At 69.2% G+C, this 17,833-nt stretch carries 17 protein-coding genes and 1 pseudogene; 1 reads left to right on the forward strand and 17 read right to left on the reverse strand.

The genetic code is table 11. The features are described from left to right. Positions 1-7: 7 nt before the first annotated feature. The 10 genes and pseudogenes from AB4Y67_RS08005 to AB4Y67_RS08050 form a co-directional block, all read right to left on the reverse strand. Positions 8-1,900 carry a glycosyltransferase gene (locus tag AB4Y67_RS08005; RefSeq protein ID WP_441405248.1) on the reverse strand — a complete coding sequence of 631 codons (1,893 nt, stop codon included), beginning with the start codon at positions 1,898-1,900 and terminating at the stop codon, positions 8-10. Positions 1,901-1,910: 10 nt separating this feature from the next. Further along, positions 1,911-2,507: an acyltransferase gene (locus tag AB4Y67_RS08010; RefSeq protein ID WP_441405284.1), complete on the reverse strand. Its 597-nt coding sequence runs from the start codon at positions 2,505-2,507 to the stop codon at positions 1,911-1,913. A gap of 90 nt (positions 2,508-2,597) precedes the next feature. Then, a pseudogene (locus AB4Y67_RS08015) lies at positions 2,598-2,987 on the reverse strand (VanZ family protein); the annotation flags it as partial. A gap of 2 nt (positions 2,988-2,989) precedes the next feature. After that, positions 2,990-4,123 (reverse strand): DegT/DnrJ/EryC1/StrS family aminotransferase, encoded by a 1,134-nt coding sequence (locus tag AB4Y67_RS08020; RefSeq protein ID WP_441405249.1) that lies wholly within the window; start codon positions 4,121-4,123, stop codon positions 2,990-2,992. Then, positions 4,120-4,779, reverse strand: a complete 660-nt coding sequence (locus AB4Y67_RS08025) for an acetyltransferase (RefSeq protein WP_441405250.1) — start codon at positions 4,777-4,779, stop codon at positions 4,120-4,122. The genes AB4Y67_RS08020 and AB4Y67_RS08025 overlap by 4 nt, the downstream gene beginning before the upstream one ends. Beyond that, positions 4,772-5,902, reverse strand: coding sequence for a DegT/DnrJ/EryC1/StrS family aminotransferase (locus AB4Y67_RS08030; protein ID WP_441405285.1), 1,131 nt, complete (start codon positions 5,900-5,902; stop codon positions 4,772-4,774). The genes AB4Y67_RS08025 and AB4Y67_RS08030 overlap by 8 nt, the downstream gene beginning before the upstream one ends. A 38-nt stretch (positions 5,903-5,940) precedes the next feature. After that, positions 5,941-6,936: an NAD-dependent epimerase/dehydratase family protein gene (locus AB4Y67_RS08035; RefSeq protein WP_441405251.1), complete on the reverse strand. Its 996-nt coding sequence runs from the start codon at positions 6,934-6,936 to the stop codon at positions 5,941-5,943. Further along, entirely contained in the window at positions 6,933-8,045 is a 1,113-nt protein-coding gene (locus AB4Y67_RS08040) for a Gfo/Idh/MocA family protein (RefSeq protein ID WP_441405252.1), read from the reverse strand. The genes AB4Y67_RS08035 and AB4Y67_RS08040 overlap by 4 nt, the downstream gene beginning before the upstream one ends. A 17-nt stretch (positions 8,046-8,062) precedes the next feature. Next, a complete protein-coding gene (locus tag AB4Y67_RS08045; protein ID WP_441405253.1) occupies positions 8,063-9,658 on the reverse strand; it encodes a sugar transferase in 1,596 nt (531 codons plus the stop codon). Positions 9,659-10,130: 472 nt separating this feature from the next. Beyond that, positions 10,131-11,120: a diacylglycerol/lipid kinase family protein gene (locus tag AB4Y67_RS08050; RefSeq protein WP_441405254.1), complete on the reverse strand. Its 990-nt coding sequence runs from the start codon at positions 11,118-11,120 to the stop codon at positions 10,131-10,133. Positions 11,121-11,341: 221 nt separating this feature from the next. Here AB4Y67_RS08050 and AB4Y67_RS08055 point away from each other — a divergent pair, with 221 nt between their 5' ends. Then, positions 11,342-11,581 (forward strand): hypothetical protein, encoded by a 240-nt coding sequence (locus tag AB4Y67_RS08055; protein WP_441405255.1) that lies wholly within the window; start codon positions 11,342-11,344, stop codon positions 11,579-11,581. 6 nt (positions 11,582-11,587) lie between these two features. On the opposite strand, the gene AB4Y67_RS08060 is transcribed toward AB4Y67_RS08055, so the two are convergent. From AB4Y67_RS08060 to AB4Y67_RS08090, 7 genes are read right to left on the reverse strand one after another with little or no spacing between them, the layout of a single operon-like run. Next, positions 11,588-12,403, reverse strand: a complete 816-nt coding sequence (locus AB4Y67_RS08060) for an IclR family transcriptional regulator domain-containing protein (RefSeq protein ID WP_441405256.1) — start codon at positions 12,401-12,403, stop codon at positions 11,588-11,590. A 47-nt stretch (positions 12,404-12,450) separates the two neighbouring features. After that, the gene (locus AB4Y67_RS08065) at positions 12,451-13,131 is read right to left on the reverse strand and encodes a 3-oxoacid CoA-transferase subunit B (RefSeq protein ID WP_441405257.1); all 681 of its coding nucleotides are present in this window, start codon (positions 13,129-13,131) and stop codon (positions 12,451-12,453) included. Between the two features lies 1 nt (position 13,132). Further along, positions 13,133-13,792, reverse strand: a complete 660-nt coding sequence (locus AB4Y67_RS08070; protein ID WP_441405258.1) for a 3-oxoacid CoA-transferase subunit A — start codon at positions 13,790-13,792, stop codon at positions 13,133-13,135. An 11-nt stretch (positions 13,793-13,803) separates the two neighbouring features. Beyond that, on the reverse strand, positions 13,804-15,027 hold the full coding sequence (locus AB4Y67_RS08075; protein WP_441405259.1) for a thiolase family protein: 1,224 nt from the start codon (positions 15,025-15,027) through the stop codon (positions 13,804-13,806). Beyond that, positions 15,024-15,494, reverse strand: a complete 471-nt coding sequence (gene pcaC, locus AB4Y67_RS08080; RefSeq protein ID WP_441405260.1) for a 4-carboxymuconolactone decarboxylase — start codon at positions 15,492-15,494, stop codon at positions 15,024-15,026. Before pcaC ends, AB4Y67_RS08075 begins: the two co-directional genes overlap by 4 nt. Next, positions 15,491-16,309 carry an alpha/beta fold hydrolase gene (locus AB4Y67_RS08085; protein WP_441405261.1) on the reverse strand — a complete coding sequence of 273 codons (819 nt, stop codon included), beginning with the start codon at positions 16,307-16,309 and terminating at the stop codon, positions 15,491-15,493. Before AB4Y67_RS08085 ends, pcaC begins: the two co-directional genes overlap by 4 nt. Continuing rightward, positions 16,302-17,798, reverse strand: a complete 1,497-nt coding sequence (locus tag AB4Y67_RS08090; protein WP_441405286.1) for a lyase family protein — start codon at positions 17,796-17,798, stop codon at positions 16,302-16,304. Before AB4Y67_RS08090 ends, AB4Y67_RS08085 begins: the two co-directional genes overlap by 8 nt. Between the last annotated feature and the right edge of the window lie 35 nt (positions 17,799-17,833).

Genomic DNA, 17,833 nt, shown 5'->3' on the forward strand with positions numbered 1-17,833 from the left:
CCGGGGGTCAGGGCTGATTGCCGCCCTCGGCCGGCTGCCGGGTGCTGGTGTCGCGTTCCCATTCCCCCGGGCGCCGGCTGCCCCGGCGGCCGGCAACGGCAAATGCCACGTACACCAGGGCATGGGCAGCGGACAGCGGACTGCGGATTGAGCGGGCTACCTCTGCCAGTGTGTGGCCGGCCGTGCTGTGCCCTCCGCCGTGCCCGCCGTTCTGCTCGGCGTTGCCGCGGTAAACGCGGCGCAGCACGGCCACCTGGTCCTTGGGCGTCCGGGGCGGGCGGACGACCACAGGTTCGACGTCCAGTACGGCCTTTTCCGCGGGTTCGAAGAGCCGGTCCACGAACAGGTCATCCCCCGTCAGGCCGGGGAACTGCCGGAAGCGCTGCCGCCCCTCCCGGGAGAGGCCGTAGACGCCGGCGCCCCAGAGACCGGCGCGGGCGGACGGAAGGCGGAGTTTGGTCCGGTAGTAGGAGCGGATCAGCGGGTGGGCGTCCTGCAGGTCGAAGCGGGCCGCAGGTCGCGCGGCCAGTACCGGGCCGGAGCTGAGGGCGGCAAAGACCGCGCGCACCGCATCCGGACTGATCTGCACATCCGCGTCGAGGTAGAGCCGCGGCCACTGTGAGGCGGCGGCGTCCCCCGCGTTGAGGGCGGAAGCCTTGGACGACTGCTCCAGTTCCAGCACGGTGACGCCGTCGAATCCCCGCGCGATCACGGCGGTGCGGTCGGTACAGCCGTTGCAGGCCACGATGACCTCCAGCTGCTGCGCGGCGGCCAGCGGCGCCAGCGGAGCGAGCGTCCGCGCAATCACGGCGGCTTCGTTGTGCGCCGGGATAATGACCGAACCCTGCGGGAACCCGCCGGAGTCCGCGCTGTCCGCAGCGTCCCTGCCCGGGCCGGGCAGGTCAGTCCAGCTCCGCTCGTCGAGCACCGTACGCAGAGCACCCCTGCGCTCCGGTTTCCAGCAGCGCAGGAGTTCCGCCAGGGCAACGGCCCCCCGGAAGACCGTGGCGTACGCGGGAGAATGGTATTTGCGGATGTAGCGGATCCGGTTCACGGCCATCAGGGCGTGCAGGCCTGCCGAAGTGCCGGAGCCCCCACCCTCATGGGTCACGGTGGCGGAAGGTTCGTACCAAACCGTCCCGCCGCAGATCCGCAGACGGCGGAAGAAGTCCGTCTCCTCCGAGTAGAGGAAGAAGGACTCGTCCCACGCCACGGCATCGGCCAGCCGGCGGTTGACCATCAGCGCGGCGCCGCTGGCCCAGTCGGCTGTGTGCGCGTGGGCGTAACTTTCCGGGTGGAAATCCGTAGACGCGAGCCACCCGGGACGCCCGGCCACCCGGCGCCCCAGGAAGGCGTCGCCGAGGGCGCGGCTGATGCCCGGTTCGCGGTGCAGGGTGGGGCTGGTGGCACCGTCCTCGGCCAGGATCCTGGGAACCACAGCGCCCGCGTTCGAGCTGCGCAGACGGTGCAGCATCGCCTTCAGGCAGCCGCGCCCCACTGTGAGGTCCGGGTTGAGGACCACGATTGCCTCGGCGTCGCCGGCCCTCTGCAGGGCGGCGTTGATGCCGGCGGCATACCCCAGGTTGCCACCGGTTGCGAAGGCGATGACATCCGGATGCGTTTCGCGAACGATCGCGAGGGTGCCGTCCCGGGATGAGTTGTCAGCGAGCAGCACCCGCAAAGTCAGGTCGGCCGTCTCCGCCCGCAGGCCCTGCAGCATGCGGTCAATGTCACCGGCGTTGTTGTAGGTAACGACCACGACGGCGGCATCCGCAGACCCGTCCGACCCGGTAAACCGCCCGGGCGTCCGGGGTGTGGGGGCTGGCGCGGACGTCTCGGAGTCCATCAGGTCGACGGGCGTTCCGCCCAAGACCACTTTGCTGCCGGCCGGTTGCTCCATGATTTCCCCCTCAGCCCGCTGCAGCGGGCGCCAGTTGACCGTTGTTCTCAACATACCGGCGGCCCGTGGCGGGGCACAGCCAACGGCCGGCGTCGTCCTGTTTCAGCGGATGCCCGGCCTCACCCACCCAGCCCGCCTGCCGGGCCGGAACGCCGACAACGACGGCGTAGTCGGGTACGTCCCTCGTGACAACCGCACCGGCGGCCACCGTGGCCCAGGCGCCGATCGATACGGGGGCAACGCAGACGGCGCGGGCGCCGATGGAGGCGCCCGCGCCGACGGTCACGCCGACGGCTTCCCAGTCCTCGGAGCCCTTGAGCGTTCCGTCGGGTGTCACCGCCCGGGGGTGCAGGTCGTTGGTGAGTACCGCCGCGGGGCCGACGAAGACTCCGTCGGCCAGGCGCGCCGGTTCGTAGACAAGCGCGTAGTTCTGCAGCTTGCAGTTCGGGCCGATGACGACGCCGGGACCCACGTAGGCGCCGCGGCCGATGTTGCAGTTGCCGCCCACCGTGGCGTCCTCGCGGACCTGAGCGAGATGCCAGATCCGTGTTCCGTCTCCGATGACGGCGGTTTCCGCCACGTCTGCGGTTTCTGCAATGGTTTTCATGACATAACTCCTTGTTGCGGGATCGGCAGCGGGATCTGTGCCGGGTGCCTGCGCGGTCTCCCTCGCGGGGTGGGTCCGGATGATCCGAATGGCCGCTGCCCCCAGCAGGGCGCCCAGTGTGTTGTTCAGGACGTCCCCCAGGCTCGCCGTGCGCTGACTCAGGGCCAGGTACTGGACGGCTTCGATTCCGGCTGAGGTCAGCGCGCCGGCGACCGCCGCGAGCCACCACCTGCGGGTCGGCAGGAGCAGAGCAACGATCAGCCCCAACGGAACAAAGAGCAGGACGTTGGCTGCCCCCTCGACGTGCATGTACGTGATGCCGGCCGTCAGGGGGTAACCCCGCACCGCGTCAATGACCTGCCGCAGGAGGCTCGCCAGGGGGCGGTCCACCGGCGTCGGCCAGCCGCCCACAAACGCCAGGCCGATCAGGTACAGGGCCAAGGCGGCGAAGAGGATCCCCTGGCGTGTCTTCGGGCTCATCGTCACGGCCGGCCCAGGGCTGCCCGCAGCGTGTCCGCCACGTACTGCTGTTGCGCTTCGCTGATGTGCGGAAAGATCGGCAGCGATAAGATCGCCCCGGCGGCCTGCTCTGCGACAGGGAAGGACCCGGGGCCAAGGCCCAGTCCCCGGTAGGCGCCGCTGAGGTGCACCGGAACCGGATAGTGGATTCCGGCGCCGATGCCGGCGTCGTTCAAGGCCGCGAGCACGCGGTCCCGTTCCGCGACGCGGATGACGTACAAATGCCAGACGTCGGTGTTTCCCTCGGCGCTGCGCGGAAGCACGACGCCGGGCAGGTCCGCGAGGAGTTCCTGGTAGCGGTCCGCGGCCTGCTGCCGGCGTTCGTTCCAGCCAGCCAGCCTGCGCAGTTTGGCGTTGAGCACCACCGCCTGGATGGTGTCGAGGCGCGAGTTCATGCCCACCGCCTCGTGCTGGTACTTCTGTTCGCTGCCGTGGGCGCCGAGCATCCGCACCCGGGCCGCAATGTCCTCGTCGTCCGTCACTACCGCTCCGGCGTCCCCGGCGGCACCGAGGTTCTTGCCCGGATAGAAACTCGTGCCGGCCACTAGCCCCAGCGTGCCGGCGAAGCGGCCATTGCGGGTGGCGCCCTGGGACTGGGCGGCATCTTCGACAATGACGGCGCCGCAGGATGCCGCAATCGGCACCAGTTGCTCAACAAAAGCCGTCTGACCGAACAAATGGACGGGCATGATGGCCTGGGTCCGGGATGTCACGGCCGCAGCCACACGGCCGGGATCGATCAGCAGGTGCTCCGGGTCGACGTCGACGGGCACCGGAACCGCGCCGATCCGGCTCACCGCCTCGGCAGTGGCGATGAAGGTGTTGGCGGGGAGGATGACTTCCCCGCCCGCCGTGACCCCGGAAGCCCGCAGTGCCAGTTCGAGGGCATCGGTTCCGTTGGCCACTCCCACGCAGCTGCCGGCGCCGAGGAACCGGGCATAGGACAGCTCGAATTCGGCCACAGCGGGGCCTCCAATGAACGAGGTCTGCGTGAAGACGTCCTTCAGCCCCGCCTCGACTTCATCCGCTATCTCGTCCTGCTGGGCGCCCAGCTCGACCATCGGGACGGAAACTTTGACGCTCAGGGGCCGGCTCATCGCGCACCGCCGGCCACGGCCGCTGCCGGCTCCAGCACCCGTGCCGGGACACCGGCCCAGGTCTCCCCGTCGGGCACGTCGCCCAGAACGGCGGCTCCCATGCCGATCCTGCTTCGGGCCCCCACCCGGGTGCCCTCCCGCACGGACGAGTTCATGCCCAGATACGCCGCGCGCCCGACCCGGACACCGCCGCCCAGCGACACGCCGGCAGCGAGGGTGGCGAAGTCCTCCACGACGTCGTCATGGGTCAGCGTCACACCGGGCATCATCACAACATGACTCCCCACCGTGATTCCGGTGGTCAGGGTGACATTGCCGAGCAGGATGCTTCCGGGGCCGATGTCGCAGCAGGACGGGACCCGGACCGAAGGTTCGACCACCGTCGCGTAGCGGTAGCTCGGAAAACCCAGGCCGGCGAGCCTGGCGACAACCCGTTCGCGGCCCCTCCCCGCACCGATGCAGACGACCACGCGCGCCTCCGGATAGCGCAGGGCGTGGCTTGCGGGACCAAGGACCGGGGCGCCGTCCAGGGTTGACCCTGCCAGGGATTCGTCGTCGTCGAGGACGCCGACGATGTCGAATTGGCCGTTTTCGCGCACGCAGGCCAGCACCTCCCGGGCCAGGCCGCTGGCGCCGATCAGCAGCAACTCAGTCATCGGATTTCCCCGCAGCCTTCAGAATCGAATGGATGACCCGGGACTGCTCGTCCAGGGTCAACTGGTGGTAGACCGGCAGGATCAGGGTGTGGTCCGTGAGCCGTTCCGTCACGGACAGGTCCGCCCCGCCGGTGTCCCGCCCTACGTAGGCGGGTTGCCGGTGTGCGGCCATGATGCCGCGCCGGGCAGAGATCCCGTCCCGCGCCAGCCGTTCCAGCAGTTCCTCCCGCCCGAGGCCGAACTCCGGCAGGACTTCCACCCAGAAGGACTGGAAGTTGCTGGTGCCGTAGAGCGGATCCTGGCTGAAGCGCAGGCCTTCCACGCCGGCGAGTGCCTTCCGGTAGGCGGCGGCGATTGCCCGGCGGCGGGACACCGCCTCCCCCAGCCGGTCCAGCTGCACGAGCCCGACGGCGGCCTGCATGTCCGTCATCCGGTAGTTGAACCCGATCTCCGCGTATTCCTCGGCCGGGGCCAGGACCGCGGCGTGCCGGTCGTTGGCCGAGACGCTCATGGCGTGTTCGCGGAGCTTCCGGGCGCGGTCCGCCCAGGCCGGGTTGCGGGTGGTCAGCATTCCGCCTTCCCCGGTGGTGAGGATTTTGCGCGGGTGGAATGACCAGGCCGCGAGCTCCGCACCCGCTCCGACCGGCCTGCCCCGGTAGGTGGAGCCCGCGGCGCAGGCCGCGTCCTCGATGACGGTGATGCCCAGACCCTCGCAGAGCGCCCGGATCGGGTCCAGGTCCACCGGCATGCCGCCCTGGTCCACCACGATCACGGCGCGGGTGGCCGGCGTCAGGGCCGCGGCGAGTGTCCGCACGGACACGTTCCCGCTATCAGCCTCGACGTCGGCGAAGACCGGCCGGGCACCCACGTAGGTGACGGCGTTGGCGGTGGCAATAAAGGACAGGGAGGGCACCACGACGTCGTCACGGGGTCCGATGCCGGCAACTTTCAGGGCCAGGTGCAGGGCGGTGGTGCAGTTGGAGACCGCGACGGCGTGGCTGGCCTGCTGAGCGGCGGAGAAGGCTTCCTCGAAGCGCGCCACGCGGGGCCCCTGCGCCACCCAGCCGGAGGCGATCACTTCGGCCACCGCCGCGGCTTCCTCCGGCCCGAGCCACGGCTTCATCACGTTGATCCGGCTCAGGGCCCGGTCCTGGTTCACCGTCACCGCGCACCGCCGACCCGGGCGTCCGCGATTTCAGCGCGCAGCGGCCGCCACCAGTCGACGAGTTCGCGCAGGCCTTCCTCGAGTCCGGTTTCGGCACTGAAGCCGAGGTCGTTCCGGGCCGCAGAGGTATCCGCCTGGCGCCGGACGACGCCATTGACGGCCCGCTCCGGGCCGTGTTCCACGGGCAGTTCCGAATCCATGGCCCGCAGCAGCGCCCGGGCGAGTTCCAGCAGGCTGGTCTCTGCACCGCTGGCGACGTTGTACACGCCCTCGACCACACCGCTGCCCGCGGCCAGGATGTTGGCCCGGGCCACGTCCCTGGTATGCACGAAATCCATGGTCTGCAGTCCGTCGCCCAGGATCAGCGGCGGCAGCCCGTCCTCGATCCGCTCCATCCAGCGCACCAGCACCTCGGTGTAGAGGCCATGGACGTCCATCCGCGGCCCGTACACGTTGAAGTAACGCAGCAGAACATAGTCCAGGCCGGACATGGCCCGGAAGCTGCGTGCCATGCCTTCGTTGAACGACTTGGCCGCGCCGTAGAACGTGTCGTTGTTGTGGTGGTCGTGGCGTTCCGGCGTCGGAAATGTCTCCGCCATGCCATAGACCGAAGCGCTGGATGCCGCCACGAGCTTGCCGACCCGATGGGCCGCCGCGGCTTCGAGCACATTGAAGGTCCCGTCCACGAGTACCTCGAGGGCGAGCCGGGGTTCTTCGGCACACTGCGTGATCCGGATCGCCGCCTGATGGAAGACGATGTCCTTGCCCCGGGTCAGATCGTGGACCAGGTCCCGGTCCCGGAGGTCCCCTTCGACGAGTTCGACCCGACCGCTGGCGATCGCCGGGTCGAGGTTGGCCCGCCGGCCACGGACCAGGTTGTCCAGCACCTGGACCCTGCCGGCGCCGGCGTCGAGCAGGTGGTCCACGACTGTGGATCCGATGGTTCCCGCCCCGCCCGTGACCAGGACCTGCGCGCCCTGCAGGATGCTCATCTGCTTGCCTCCAGCTGGGGTTCATTTCCGACGACGATGCTGGCTTTCCCGTCCGCGCTGAGGCTGTCGCTGACGGCCTCCAGCACTGACAGCACGCGGAGGCCGGAAGCTCCGCTGGTCCGGGCGGGCCGCTGCTGCCAGATGCTGTTGGCAAACTCGGCCACCATCTCGCCGAGCGCCTCGTGTTCGGGCAGTGCCGGCGACCACGTGTCGCCCAGCCGGTAGGAAATCGCGGACTTCTTTCGGTCCGCCGCCGACGGCGACTGCCGGTCAAGGCTGACCCCGCGGTCGTAGACGCTGAGCCGCTGCTGCGGATTCAGGTCATCCCAGACCAGGGTGCGCCGGGAGCCGCCCACCACGAGCTGACGGATCTTGGTGGGGCTCAGCCAGTTGACGTGGACGTGGGCCATGGCATCGTTGGCGAGGGCGAACGTCAGGTGCCCGACGCAGGCCTGGCCCGTTCCCAGAGGGTCCGCGCCGTGCGCTGTCACCTCCACCGGCCGCAGCCCGTCGGGAAGAATGAAGTCGAGAATGGACAGATCATGCGGGGCGAGGTCCCAAAAGACGTCCACGTCCGGCTGCACGAGGCCCAGGTTAATCCTGACTGAGTCGATGAACAGGATGTCGCCGAGGGACCCGTCGGCGATCAGCTCCCGGATCTTCAGCACGGCCGGCGTGTAGCAGTAGGTATGGTCCGCCATCAGGACCAGACCGCGTTCCTCCGCTTCCTCGACCATCTCCAGCCCCTTGGCCCGGCTGTCCGCGAGAGGCTTCTCGACCAGCACATGCTTCCCTGCCTTCAGTGCCGTCAGGGCAATGCCGTGGTGCGTGTGGGCCGGCGTCGCAATCGCAACAGCGTCGACGTCGGCCATGTCCAGCAGCTCGTCTATGGAACTGAAGACGGGAACGCCGCCCTGGGCGGCGGCGAGCTTGGCGGCACGTCGCTGGTCCAGGTCCACGATTCCGGCCAGCTCCCAGTCGGGGCTGGCCGTGAAATTCCGTGCCAGGTTGGGTCCCCAGTAGCCGGCGCCGATCACGGCCACCTTCAGCTGCATCCCGGATGCCGCCGGGTCCAGGCCGCGGGAGTACCCCGAGCTTGATTCAGTCATTTTGTATCCTTACTCAGTCAGTACGCGCCCGCGGGCGCGCACATAGCCCTGAAGGTGCGCCACATGATGATGACGTCGCCCATGATCGACCAGTTTTCGACGTAATAGAGATCCAGCCGCACGGCCTCATCCCACGGCAGGTCCGAGCGGCCGTTGACCTGCCACAGCCCGGTGATTCCCGGTTTGATCAGCAGCCGGCGGTGCGTGTGCCGTTCATAGCCGCCCACCTCGCGCTGCAGCGGCGGGCGGGGCCCGACCAGGCTCATCTCGCCGGTCAAAACGTTCCAGAACTGCGGCAGTTCGTCCAGCGAGTAGCGGCGCATCCAGCGTCCGCAGCCGGTGACCCGGGGATCGTTGTGCATTTTGAACAGCACACCAGCGCCCTCGTTCTGCGCTCCCAGCCCGGCCAGCGCAGCTTCGGCGTTGACCACCATGGACCGGAATTTGAGCATCCGGAAAGGATTCCCGGCTTTGCCGACGCGCTCCTGCCGGAACAGGACCGGCCCCGGGCTGTCGCGTTTGACGAGGATCGCCAGGGTGAGGAGCACCGGCGAAAGCAGGACCAGCGCCGTCCCGGCCACCGCGATGTCCAGCAGCCGCTTGCAGGCATGCTTGGCGCCCTCGTAGCGGGGCACATCCACGTGCATCAACGGCAGTCCCTCCACCGGACGCCAGTGGATCCGGGGACCGGCAACGTTGGTCAGGGACGAGGCCAGCACAAGCTCAGCTTGATGCTCTTCCAGCCCCCAGCCCAGTTCGCGGATGTATTGGTTGCCGCCGGGCACCGGGCCGGCCACGATGACCGCCTCCGCCCCGCAGCGGCCAACCGTCCGGACGACGTCATCCGTGGAGGAGAGGACCGGCACGCGGCGGCCTTCGACGTCGAGCGTCGTCCCCCTCCGCCCACCGGGCATCGACACGCCGAGGATTTCGTAGAAGGCGCCGGACTTGCGGGCGATTCGCTTGAGCACGTACCGCACATCCTCGGCCTGGCCAATCACAATCGCCTTGACGAGAAACTGCCCCTTGGCCTGCCGTGCGTTGTACCAGCGGCGGGCAATCCAGCGGCTGCCCGGCAGGAGGATGAGACCCAGCGGGAGGGACACGAGGTAAAAGGCCGACGCCGGCTGGATGCGGAACGCCACCAGCAAGACGGCAAGCAGCCCGAAGACCGCACCGCTGGCGGCTGCCACCCGCTTGTATTCGCTGCTTCCGGTGCCCAGGATCTTCGGGTCCCTCGTTCGGTAGAGGTCCAGGGCTGCAACCCACATCACGCCAAGGACAGCCGCGATGAAGGCCCCGGTGGGGTCTGTGGACGTTCCGGCGAAGGACTGGCCGCCCTCGACGTGGATGAGGAACCCAGCCATGACCGAGACGATGACCAGAAGGGAATCCGTACCGCGCAGGAGGCGGCGCAGGAACTGCGCCCATTCCCGTCCGGAGAGCCTCGCCCGGGTGGACTGAGCAGCGGCTGGTACGCCAGCCGGCGCGCCGGAGGCGGCCGCAGGGGGTCGCGGGGCTGAGGGCCGCCACTGGGGCGCCAGCGTTGCGGTGGCGCTGTGGGCGGCAAAGGGCGTGGGAAGGGTGTGCGACGCGTAAGCGAGGTCGGCCACCGTCGCCCCGGGAGGGACGGCACGGGGGGCGGCACGGGGGATGGCACGAGGGACGGCACTGAGGTCGGCCCTGCGTCCGGCACCATGGAGGGCGAGCTTAAGGGATGTGCCCTCGGCCCGCGGTGTCACTGGGGCCGCCCGCAAAAGTCCGTGGGCCGCGGTCCGGCCGACGTTTCGACCGCACAAAAAAAGGCTGTTCGGTCGATTGACCGAACCTCCATGACGACAGGGAACATGCGTGCCATTGCGACTCCCTCCAAAAGGCAATTGGCTGCATCACTTGATGCCTAAGCCAATCCAAGTTGGTGGGAGCACCCCGGTCACGAGTGGTGGATACCCGAGTTGATACTTGCCTTTACGAACTAGCCTTCGGCGGCGGTGTCCGGGTAGTACTCACTACCCGGACACGGCCCCGTGCGTTGGCGCCGGATATCGGCAGACAAGTATCTCCCGGCGCCGGCGGGAGGTATTCCTAGTCGGCCATCCGGATTTTCAGGGCGTCGCGCTCGACGGCGACGGCGAGGTGCGTTCCAGTGCCGAGGTGGTCACCGTCCAGCTGGAATTCCTGCTCGTGCTCCAGAGTGATTTCGGCCGACTTTCCCTGGAAGTACTCCACGGATTCGGTCTCGTTCTTGTTCCGGCCGAAGATCCCGGCCACGACTCCCAGCCAGCCCAGCCGGCCGCGCGGGGCCAGGACCAGTAGGTCCAGCACGCCGTCGTCGATCTTGGCATCCGGGAAGATCTCCACGCCGCCCATGATCCGGCCGCAGTTTCCGATCATGACGCTGCGGATCCTGCGGCGGACGGGCTCACCGCCGTCGACGCTGATCTTGGCTTTGACCGGCTTGCCGGGGAGCTTGCGGATGCCCGCCTCAACGTACGCGAGCCACCCCATCCGGTCCTTCAGCGCATCCACGGTGTCGGCCATAATGGCGGCGTCGTACCCGAGTCCGGCCATGACCAGGAACACCTGTTCGTCGTCCGAGTGGTCCAGCCGGGCCTTAACGACATCGACGGCCTTTTCGCTGCCGTTGAGCACGTCGTAGCAGGCTGACACCGGATCGGAGATGTCCACGCCGAGGTTGCGGGCCAGAAGGTTTCCGGTTCCCAGCGGCACCAGGCCCATGGGCGTTCCGGTGCCGGCGAGCACCTCCGCGACGCAGCGCACCGTGCCGTCGCCGCCGGCGGCAATCACGACGTCGACCCCTGCTTCCAGCGCCTCGCGTGCCTGCCCGGTTCCAGGGTCTTCAACGGTGGTTTCGAGCCAGAGCGGCTCGGCCCAGCCCTGCGTTTCGCACAGCCGGTAGATCGCACCCTTGAGCGCGGAACCACCTGACTTGGCGGGGTTGATGACGACGGCGGCGCGCCTGAGCTCGGCTGTGCTGTCGGAGGTTGTGCTGTCGGGCGCGGTTTTGCTCTCAGATACGGTCTGGCTGTCAAGCGTGTTGGTGTTCTCTGGCATGGCGTCCTTCGAAGGCAAGGGGGCGTGGTGTGTCCCGGTTTGAAATCCTAGCGGGGTTCCGCGTTTTGCACCGGCAGCCGGGCGCGATCCGTGGACGCTCGTGCGCCGGGTCACTAGACTGGCCATGCTCAAGTACTGGAGCCTGCCGGCCCAAGCCATCTGCCGGGGCCTGTCCGGATCAGCCTGACGGGCAGCACTCCAGGGGCGGGAAGCAGGAGCTCATGTCCGAACCACAGGAGAACTACTCGGCCGAGGCCGAGGCGTCCAGCATGGATCCCCACGACTGGGGCCGGGCTATGGCCTTGGCGGTCACACGGCTGGCAGAGCAGCTCGCCCCGGCAGACAGCGACGACATCCATGCCTCGCTTGTGGGCAAGGACCTGCACCTCAAGATCCGTGACGACGCCGCGGGCGTCATCATCACGGTCTCCACGGCACCGGTTTCGGGGCCTTCCAGCTAGCCGGCGTCAGTGTCCGGCGGACAAGTCGGCGGAAATGAGTCCGGCGGCGGCCACGGTTGCCGCCCGCACGACGTCCAGGTAGGCCTCCGGGTCCGGCCGGGCCGCAACCGACTGGGCCTGCAGTGACACGTTGATCGCCGCGACCGTCTTGGGCCCGTCATGGACCGGCGCGGCAACAGACATCAGGCCGAGCTCAAGTTCCTGGTTGAGCAGGCACCAGCCTTGGTTTCTGATCGTGGCCAGTTCCGCGAGCAGCCCCTCCCGCGTGCCGATGGCGTGCGGTGTCAGGGGCTGGATGTCAGCGCGGGCGAGGTATTCCTCCAGCTGGGCGGGCGTCAGGGCCGCCAGAAGCACCCTGCCCATCGACGTGGCGTAGGCCGGGAAGCGGGTGCCGACGGTGATGCCGACGGTCATGATCCGGCGCGTCGCCACCCGGGCGATGTAGGCGATGTCCGTGCCTTCCAAAACCGCGGCCGACGTCGACTCCCCCAACTGCAGGGACAGCTCCTCGAGGTGGGGCTGGGCGAGCTGCGGCAGCGACAGCCCCGACAGGTAGGCGAAGCCCAGCTGCAGCACCTTGGCGGTCAGGGCGAAGATCTTGCCGTCGGTGCGGACGTAGCCCAACTCCACGAGCGTGTACAGAAAACGCCGGGCGGTGGCGCGGGTGAGGTCCGTCCGGGCCGCCACCTCGGTCAGCGTCATCTTCGGATGGTCCGTGTCGAAGGCGCGGATCACCGCCAGCCCGCGCGCCAGCGACTGTACGTACTGGTCACTGGCCGCGGGCGCGCCATCGGCCCGGGCGCCCTTTGCTGCGTCAATCATTTCCATACCTTCCGGTCCCGCATCACTTTATCCGGGCGAGCGGCCAGTCAGCTTCCGGCGGCGGGCGCGGCCTGGAGCGGCACGGGGACCATTTCCTGGAGTTCCTCGAGCGTGCAGCCGAAGGTTTCCCGCACCTGCACCCCGTCCGGGCCGGTCAGGAAGACGGCCTTGTCCGTGTAGATCCGCGTCACGCAGCCGATGCCGGTCAGCGGGTAAGTGCAAGAATCCACGAGTTTGGAGACTCCCTCACGGGTCAGGAGGGTCATCATAACGAAGACGTCCTTGGCCCCGATGGCAAGGTCCATCGCGCCGCCGACGGCCGGGATCGCGTCCGGCGCTCCGGTGTGCCAGTTGGCGAGGTCGCCGGTGGCGGAGACCTGGAAGGCCCCCAGCACGCAGATGTCCAGATGCCCGCCGCGCATGATCGCGAAGGAATCGGCATGGTGGAAGTAGGAGGCCCCGGGCAGCTCGGTCACCGGGATCTTGCCGGCGTTGATGAGGTCGCCGTCGATCTGGTCTCCGGTGGCCTCCGGGCCCATGCCGAGCATGCCGTTTTCGGTGTGGAGCGTGATGTTCTTCTCCGGCTCGAGGTAGTTGGAGACCAGTGTGGGCTGGCCGATGCCGAGGTTCACGAAGGAGCCGGGCTGGATGTCACGGGCCACCAGGCGGGCCAGGTCGTCGCGGCCCAGCGGCTTTTCCGAGGTCTGGATACCGGTCTGGATACTCATCTCAGGCCACCTTCACAATGCTGTTGACGTAGATTCCGGGGGTCACGATGTTCTCCGGGTCGAGCCCTCCGGCGGGGACGATTTTGGCGACCTGGACCACAGTGTGCCTGGCCGCGGCGGCCATGATGGGGCCGAAGTTCCGGGCCGTTTTGCGGTAGACGAGGTTGCCCCTGGCGTCGGCCGTGAGCGCCTTGATGAGCGCGACGTCGGCGTGGATGGGGGTCTCGAAGACGTGGCCGCGGCCGTCGAGGATGCGGGTCTCCTTGCCTTCGGCCAGCATGGTGCCGTAGCCGGTGGGGGTGAAGAAGCCTCCGATTCCGGCGCCGGCGGCGCGGATCCGCTCGGCCAGGTTGCCCTGCGGGACGAGTTCAAGCTCGATCTCGCCGGCGCGGAACTTGGTGTCGAAGTGCCAGGAGTCGGACTGCCGCGGGAAGGAGCAGATCATCTTCTTCACGCGGCCTTCCTTGATCAGCAGGGCCAGGCCCTGGTCGCCCTGGCCGGCGTTGTTGTTGACCACGGTGAGGTCCCTGGCGCCGCAGTCCAACAGGGCGTCGATCAGTTCGAACGGCTGCCCGGCGTTGCCGAAACCGCCGATCATCACGGTGGAGCCGTCCTTGATGCCGGCGACGGCCTCGTTGACGTTGTCTACGAAGTTCAGCATGTCCTGGCCCTTTACTGGTTTGCCGACGGTGATTTAGCCGGGGCGGCGGATGAGGTGACGTTTTCGAGGACGACGGCGAGGCCCTGGCCGACGCCGATGCAGATCGCGGCGACGCCCCAGCGCTGCCCGGAGGCCTGCAGGGACCGGGCGAGGGTGCCGAGGATCCGGGCGCCGGAGGCGCCCAGCGGGTGGCCCATGGCGATCGCGCCGCCGTGCCGGTTCACGATCGACGGGTCGATGCCCCAGGCGTTGATGCAGGCCAGGGACTGCGCGGCGAAGGCCTCGTTGAGTTCGACGGCGCCGACCTGGTCCCAGCCGATGCCGGCCTTCGCGAGGGCCTTGTTCGCGGCCTCGACCGGGGCGTAGCCGAAGTACTGCGGGTCGTTCGCGTGCGCCCCGCGGCCGGCGATGCGGGCCAGCGGGTCCAGACCGAGGATGCCGGCGGCGTTTTCGGAGCCGAGCCACGCCGCGGAGGCGCCGTCGGAGAGCGGGGAGGCGTTCCCGGCGGTGACGGTGCCGTCCCCGGTCCGGAACACTGTCTTGAGCCCCGCGAGCTTCTCCGCGGAGGACCCGGGCCGGATGCCCTCGTCCCGGACCAGGTCCGTGCCCGGGACCGGGGTGACAAGCCGGTCGTAGAAGCCCGCGTCCCAGGCCGCGGCGGCCAGGTTGTGGGAGTTGGCGGAGAACTCGTCCTGCGCCTGGCGGGTGATCCCGTACTTCTCCGCCAGCCGTTCGGTGGCCTCGCCCAGGGACACGGTCCAGTCCGGGCGCATCGCCTTGTTCACCAGCCGCCAGCCCAGGGTGGTGGAGACCAGGGCCATGTCCCCGGCCGGGTAGGGCTTCTCGGTCTTGGGCAGCACCCAGGGCGCGCGGGACATCGATTCGGCGCCGCCGACCAGCATCAGCTCCGCGTCGCCGGTGTTGACCTGGCGGGAGGCGATGATCGCGGCATCCAGCGACGACCCGCACAGCCGGTTGACCGTGGTGCCCGGGACCGACACGGGGAGGCCGGCCAGCAGCGTGCCCATGCGGGCGATGTTGCGGTTCTCCTCGCCCGCGCCGTTCGCGTTGCCGAACACCACCTCATCGATCCGTTCGACGTCGAGCTCCGGGGCACGCTTCACCATCTCACCGATCACGTGGGCGGCGAGATCGTCCGGGCGGACCCCGGCGAGACCGCCGCCGAACTTCCCGAACGGGGTGCGCACGGCGTCGTAAACAAAGGCCTGGTTCATGGCGTGGTGTCCGTTCCTGCGTTGTCCATGGCTGCGTTGTCCATGGAATGGAACACCTGCTGCGCGGTCTTGAAGGCGGTATTCGCGGAGGGGACCCCGCAGTAGATGGCGGTCTGCAGCAGAATCTCCTTGATTTCGTCCCGGCTCAGGCCGTTGGTGATGGCGGCGCGGAGGTGCATGGCGAGCTCTTCCCAGTGCCCGTGGGCCACCATCGCGGTGATGGTGACGGCGGAGCGCATCTGCCGGTTCAGGCCCGGCCGGGTCCAGATGCCGCCCCAGGCGATCCGGGTGATCATGTCCTGGAAGTCCTCGGTGAAGGAATCCTTGTTGGCGTTGGCGCGGTCCACATGCGCGGCGCCCAGCACTTCGCGGCGGACCACCATGCCGCCGTCGTAGATCTCCTGGCTGGTGGCGTCCGGCTGGACAACTCCGTGCCGCGCTGCGCCGTCGTGATCTGCCCCGCTCACTTCGCTGCTCCCGTGGATTCTGCCCAGTTGATGAGGCTCCGCATCAGCCCGGCGACGTGGCCGGGCGCCTCGAACGGTGCCAGATGTGCCACGCCCTCGAGGGTGGCGGCATTGGCAGTGCCGCCGCCGGCGGTGATTCCTTCGACGATCTCCGCGGCCAGCGCCGGCGGGGCCACGCCGTCCTGGGCGCCGGCGATGGCCTGCGTGGGGACGCTGATGCTGCCGAGTGCGTCTCTGACGTCGTAGGCGGCGAGGGCTTCGCAGCAGAACGCGTAGCTGAAGCGGTCGGCGTCGCGCAGGCTGTGCAGCAGCCGGCCGCTGAGCTCCGGCTGGTGCTCCATGAAGCCGGGCGCAAACCAGCGCTCCGCCGACCCCTGGATCATCACCGGGGTTCCCTGGGTGCGCACAGTCTCGGCGCGTTCCAGCCAGCCCTCCGGTGTGCCCAGCTTGGCGCCGGTGCACTGCACGGACAGGCTTTTGAGACGTTCGCCGTGCTTGATGCCCAGCTGCAGCCCGGTGGCGCCGCCGAGGGAGACACCCGTGTAATGGAACCGCGCGCCGGGGGCGATCGAATCGACCAGTTCGACGACGGCATCGGCGAGTTCGGCAACGGTGAAAGATTCCGTGGCGGCCGGTGAGATGCCGTGGCCCGGCAGGTCCCAGGCGACGACGTCGACGTCGTCCCCCAGCAGGGCGCCGGCCTGGCTCCACAGCAGCGTGGACGTCCCCAGGGACGGGCCCGCCACGAGGAGGGGTTTGTCCCCCAGCGGACGCTGGGGCGACAGCAGTACTGCCTTGACTGTTGGTCTAGCCACGGGAGGCTCCGTTCAGCTCGGGGGTCGGTGGTGGCGCGGAAATTGATGGCTCGGGGGCGCTGTATTCCGGGTAGGCCGCGAGGATGCGGCGGGAGATTTCGGCGGCCTGGCCGAGGTATCTGGACGGATCCAGGAGCTCCTCGAGCCGGGCATCGGAAAGCAGCTCCGTCGGGACGGCGGCGCGGAGCAGCCTCCGGTAGGTGGTGGCCCGGTCTTGGGCCGGGACCCGGAGGGTCTGGTCGACGACGGACTGCAGCCGCTGCTTGCCGTCCGCAGCCGAGGCTCCGGCGGCGGCTTGTCCGGCGGCCGGTCCAGCCAGGAGCGGTGCGACGGCGGCCGTGACGGCCTCGCTGAGCAGCAGCGGTCCGGACAGTTCCAGGTTGCGCCGCATGGCGTCGGGGAAGACCTGCAGGCCTTCGACAAGTTCCCGCAGCTGCACGGCAGCGCCGAGACCGAGCCGGAGGAGCTGGCGGAGCGCCGGCCATTCGCTGTGCCAGGCGCCGTCGGGGCGTTCATCGTTGAAGTTGGCGGCGGCCAGGTGCAGCTGGGCGGCCTGGCCGGGTGCCTGCAGGGCTGCGCTGCGGACCAGCACGGACAGCACGGGGTTCTGCTTCTGCGGCATGGCCGAGGACCCTCCCCGCCCCGCGGCCCGGGGTTCGGCGAGCTCGGCGACCTCCGGGCGGCTCAGGAAAAGCACGTCGGAGGCGATCTTGCCTGCCGCGTCGGTCATGGCTGCCAGCGCGTCGCCGAGGGAGGTCACTGCCAGCCGGTTTGTGTGCCAGGGCGCCGGGACGGCGGCGAGGCCGAGTTCTGCGGCGAGCCGGTCGGCGAGCTCAAACGGGCTGACCCCCGAGTCCGACGTCAGCACCGTGGCGGCCGCGAGGGTACCCGCCGCTCCCCCGGTCTGCACCGGGAACTCGATGGCCTCGAGGCGGCGCGCGGCCGCGGCGAGTCCGTGGAACCACTGCGCCGCCTTGAGCCCGAAGCTGAACGGCAGGGAGTGCTGCGTGAGGCTGCGTCCCACGCAGAGCGTGTCCGCATGCTGTTCCGCGAGGGCGGCCAGCGCCGCCGTCGTGGGCTTCAGCTCGGCGAGCAGTCCGCGGACAGCGTCCCTGGCCAGCAGGATCAGCGCCGAATCGAACACGTCCTGGCTGGTCAGCGAGGTGTGCACAGCCTTCGACGCACCGATCCCCGCAGTGTCGAGTGCCGCAACGTGCCCGCGGAGGTCCGCCAGCAGCGGAATCACCGGATTGGCGCCGCCCTGGGCGCGCACGGCGATGCCGGCGAGGTCGTAGCGGTCCACCTCGGCGGCCGCAGCGACCACCGCCGCGGACCCGGCGGGAGACAGGGAGGCGCCTTCCAGGACCGCGGCCCAGGCGGCCTCCACCCGGAGGATGGCGGCCAGGACGGCCCGGTCCCCGGTCAGCGACGCCACGAGGGGCGACGCCGTCACGGGACTGAGCAGGCCAACGTCTCCCTGCAGGCCCACGTCACCCGGGCTGCCGGGGCCGCCATCAGCGGCTC

The sequence above is a fragment of the Arthrobacter sp. YAF17 genome, assembly GCF_052113365.1.
Classification (GTDB): domain Bacteria; phylum Actinomycetota; class Actinomycetes; order Actinomycetales; family Micrococcaceae; genus Arthrobacter.

Bases quoted from the DNA above. Each gene is read 5' to 3' on its own strand.
- AB4Y67_RS08005 (WP_441405248.1), bottom strand. From the start codon at position 1,900: ATGGAGCAACCGGCCGGCAGCAAAGTGGTCTTGGGCGGAACGCCCGTC.
- AB4Y67_RS08010 (WP_441405284.1), bottom strand. From the start codon at position 2,507: ATGAAAACCATTGCAGAAACCGCAGACGTGGCGGAAACCGCCGTCATC.
- AB4Y67_RS08020 (WP_441405249.1), bottom strand. From the start codon at position 4,123: ATGAGCCGGCCCCTGAGCGTCAAAGTTTCCGTCCCGATGGTCGAGCTG.
- AB4Y67_RS08025 (WP_441405250.1), bottom strand. From the start codon at position 4,779: ATGACTGAGTTGCTGCTGATCGGCGCCAGCGGCCTGGCCCGGGAGGTG.
- AB4Y67_RS08030 (WP_441405285.1), bottom strand. From the start codon at position 5,902: ATGAAGCCGTGGCTCGGGCCGGAGGAAGCCGCGGCGGTGGCCGAAGTG.
- AB4Y67_RS08035 (WP_441405251.1), bottom strand. From the start codon at position 6,936: ATGAGCATCCTGCAGGGCGCGCAGGTCCTGGTCACGGGCGGGGCGGGA.
- AB4Y67_RS08040 (WP_441405252.1), bottom strand. From the start codon at position 8,045: ATGACTGAATCAAGCTCGGGGTACTCCCGCGGCCTGGACCCGGCGGCA.
- AB4Y67_RS08050 (WP_441405254.1), bottom strand. From the start codon at position 11,120: ATGCCAGAGAACACCAACACGCTTGACAGCCAGACCGTATCTGAGAGC.
- AB4Y67_RS08055 (WP_441405255.1), top strand. From the start codon at position 11,342: ATGTCCGAACCACAGGAGAACTACTCGGCCGAGGCCGAGGCGTCCAGC.
- AB4Y67_RS08060 (WP_441405256.1), bottom strand. From the start codon at position 12,403: ATGATTGACGCAGCAAAGGGCGCCCGGGCCGATGGCGCGCCCGCGGCC.
- AB4Y67_RS08065 (WP_441405257.1), bottom strand. From the start codon at position 13,131: ATGAGTATCCAGACCGGTATCCAGACCTCGGAAAAGCCGCTGGGCCGC.
- AB4Y67_RS08070 (WP_441405258.1), bottom strand. From the start codon at position 13,792: ATGCTGAACTTCGTAGACAACGTCAACGAGGCCGTCGCCGGCATCAAG.
- AB4Y67_RS08075 (WP_441405259.1), bottom strand. From the start codon at position 15,027: ATGAACCAGGCCTTTGTTTACGACGCCGTGCGCACCCCGTTCGGGAAG.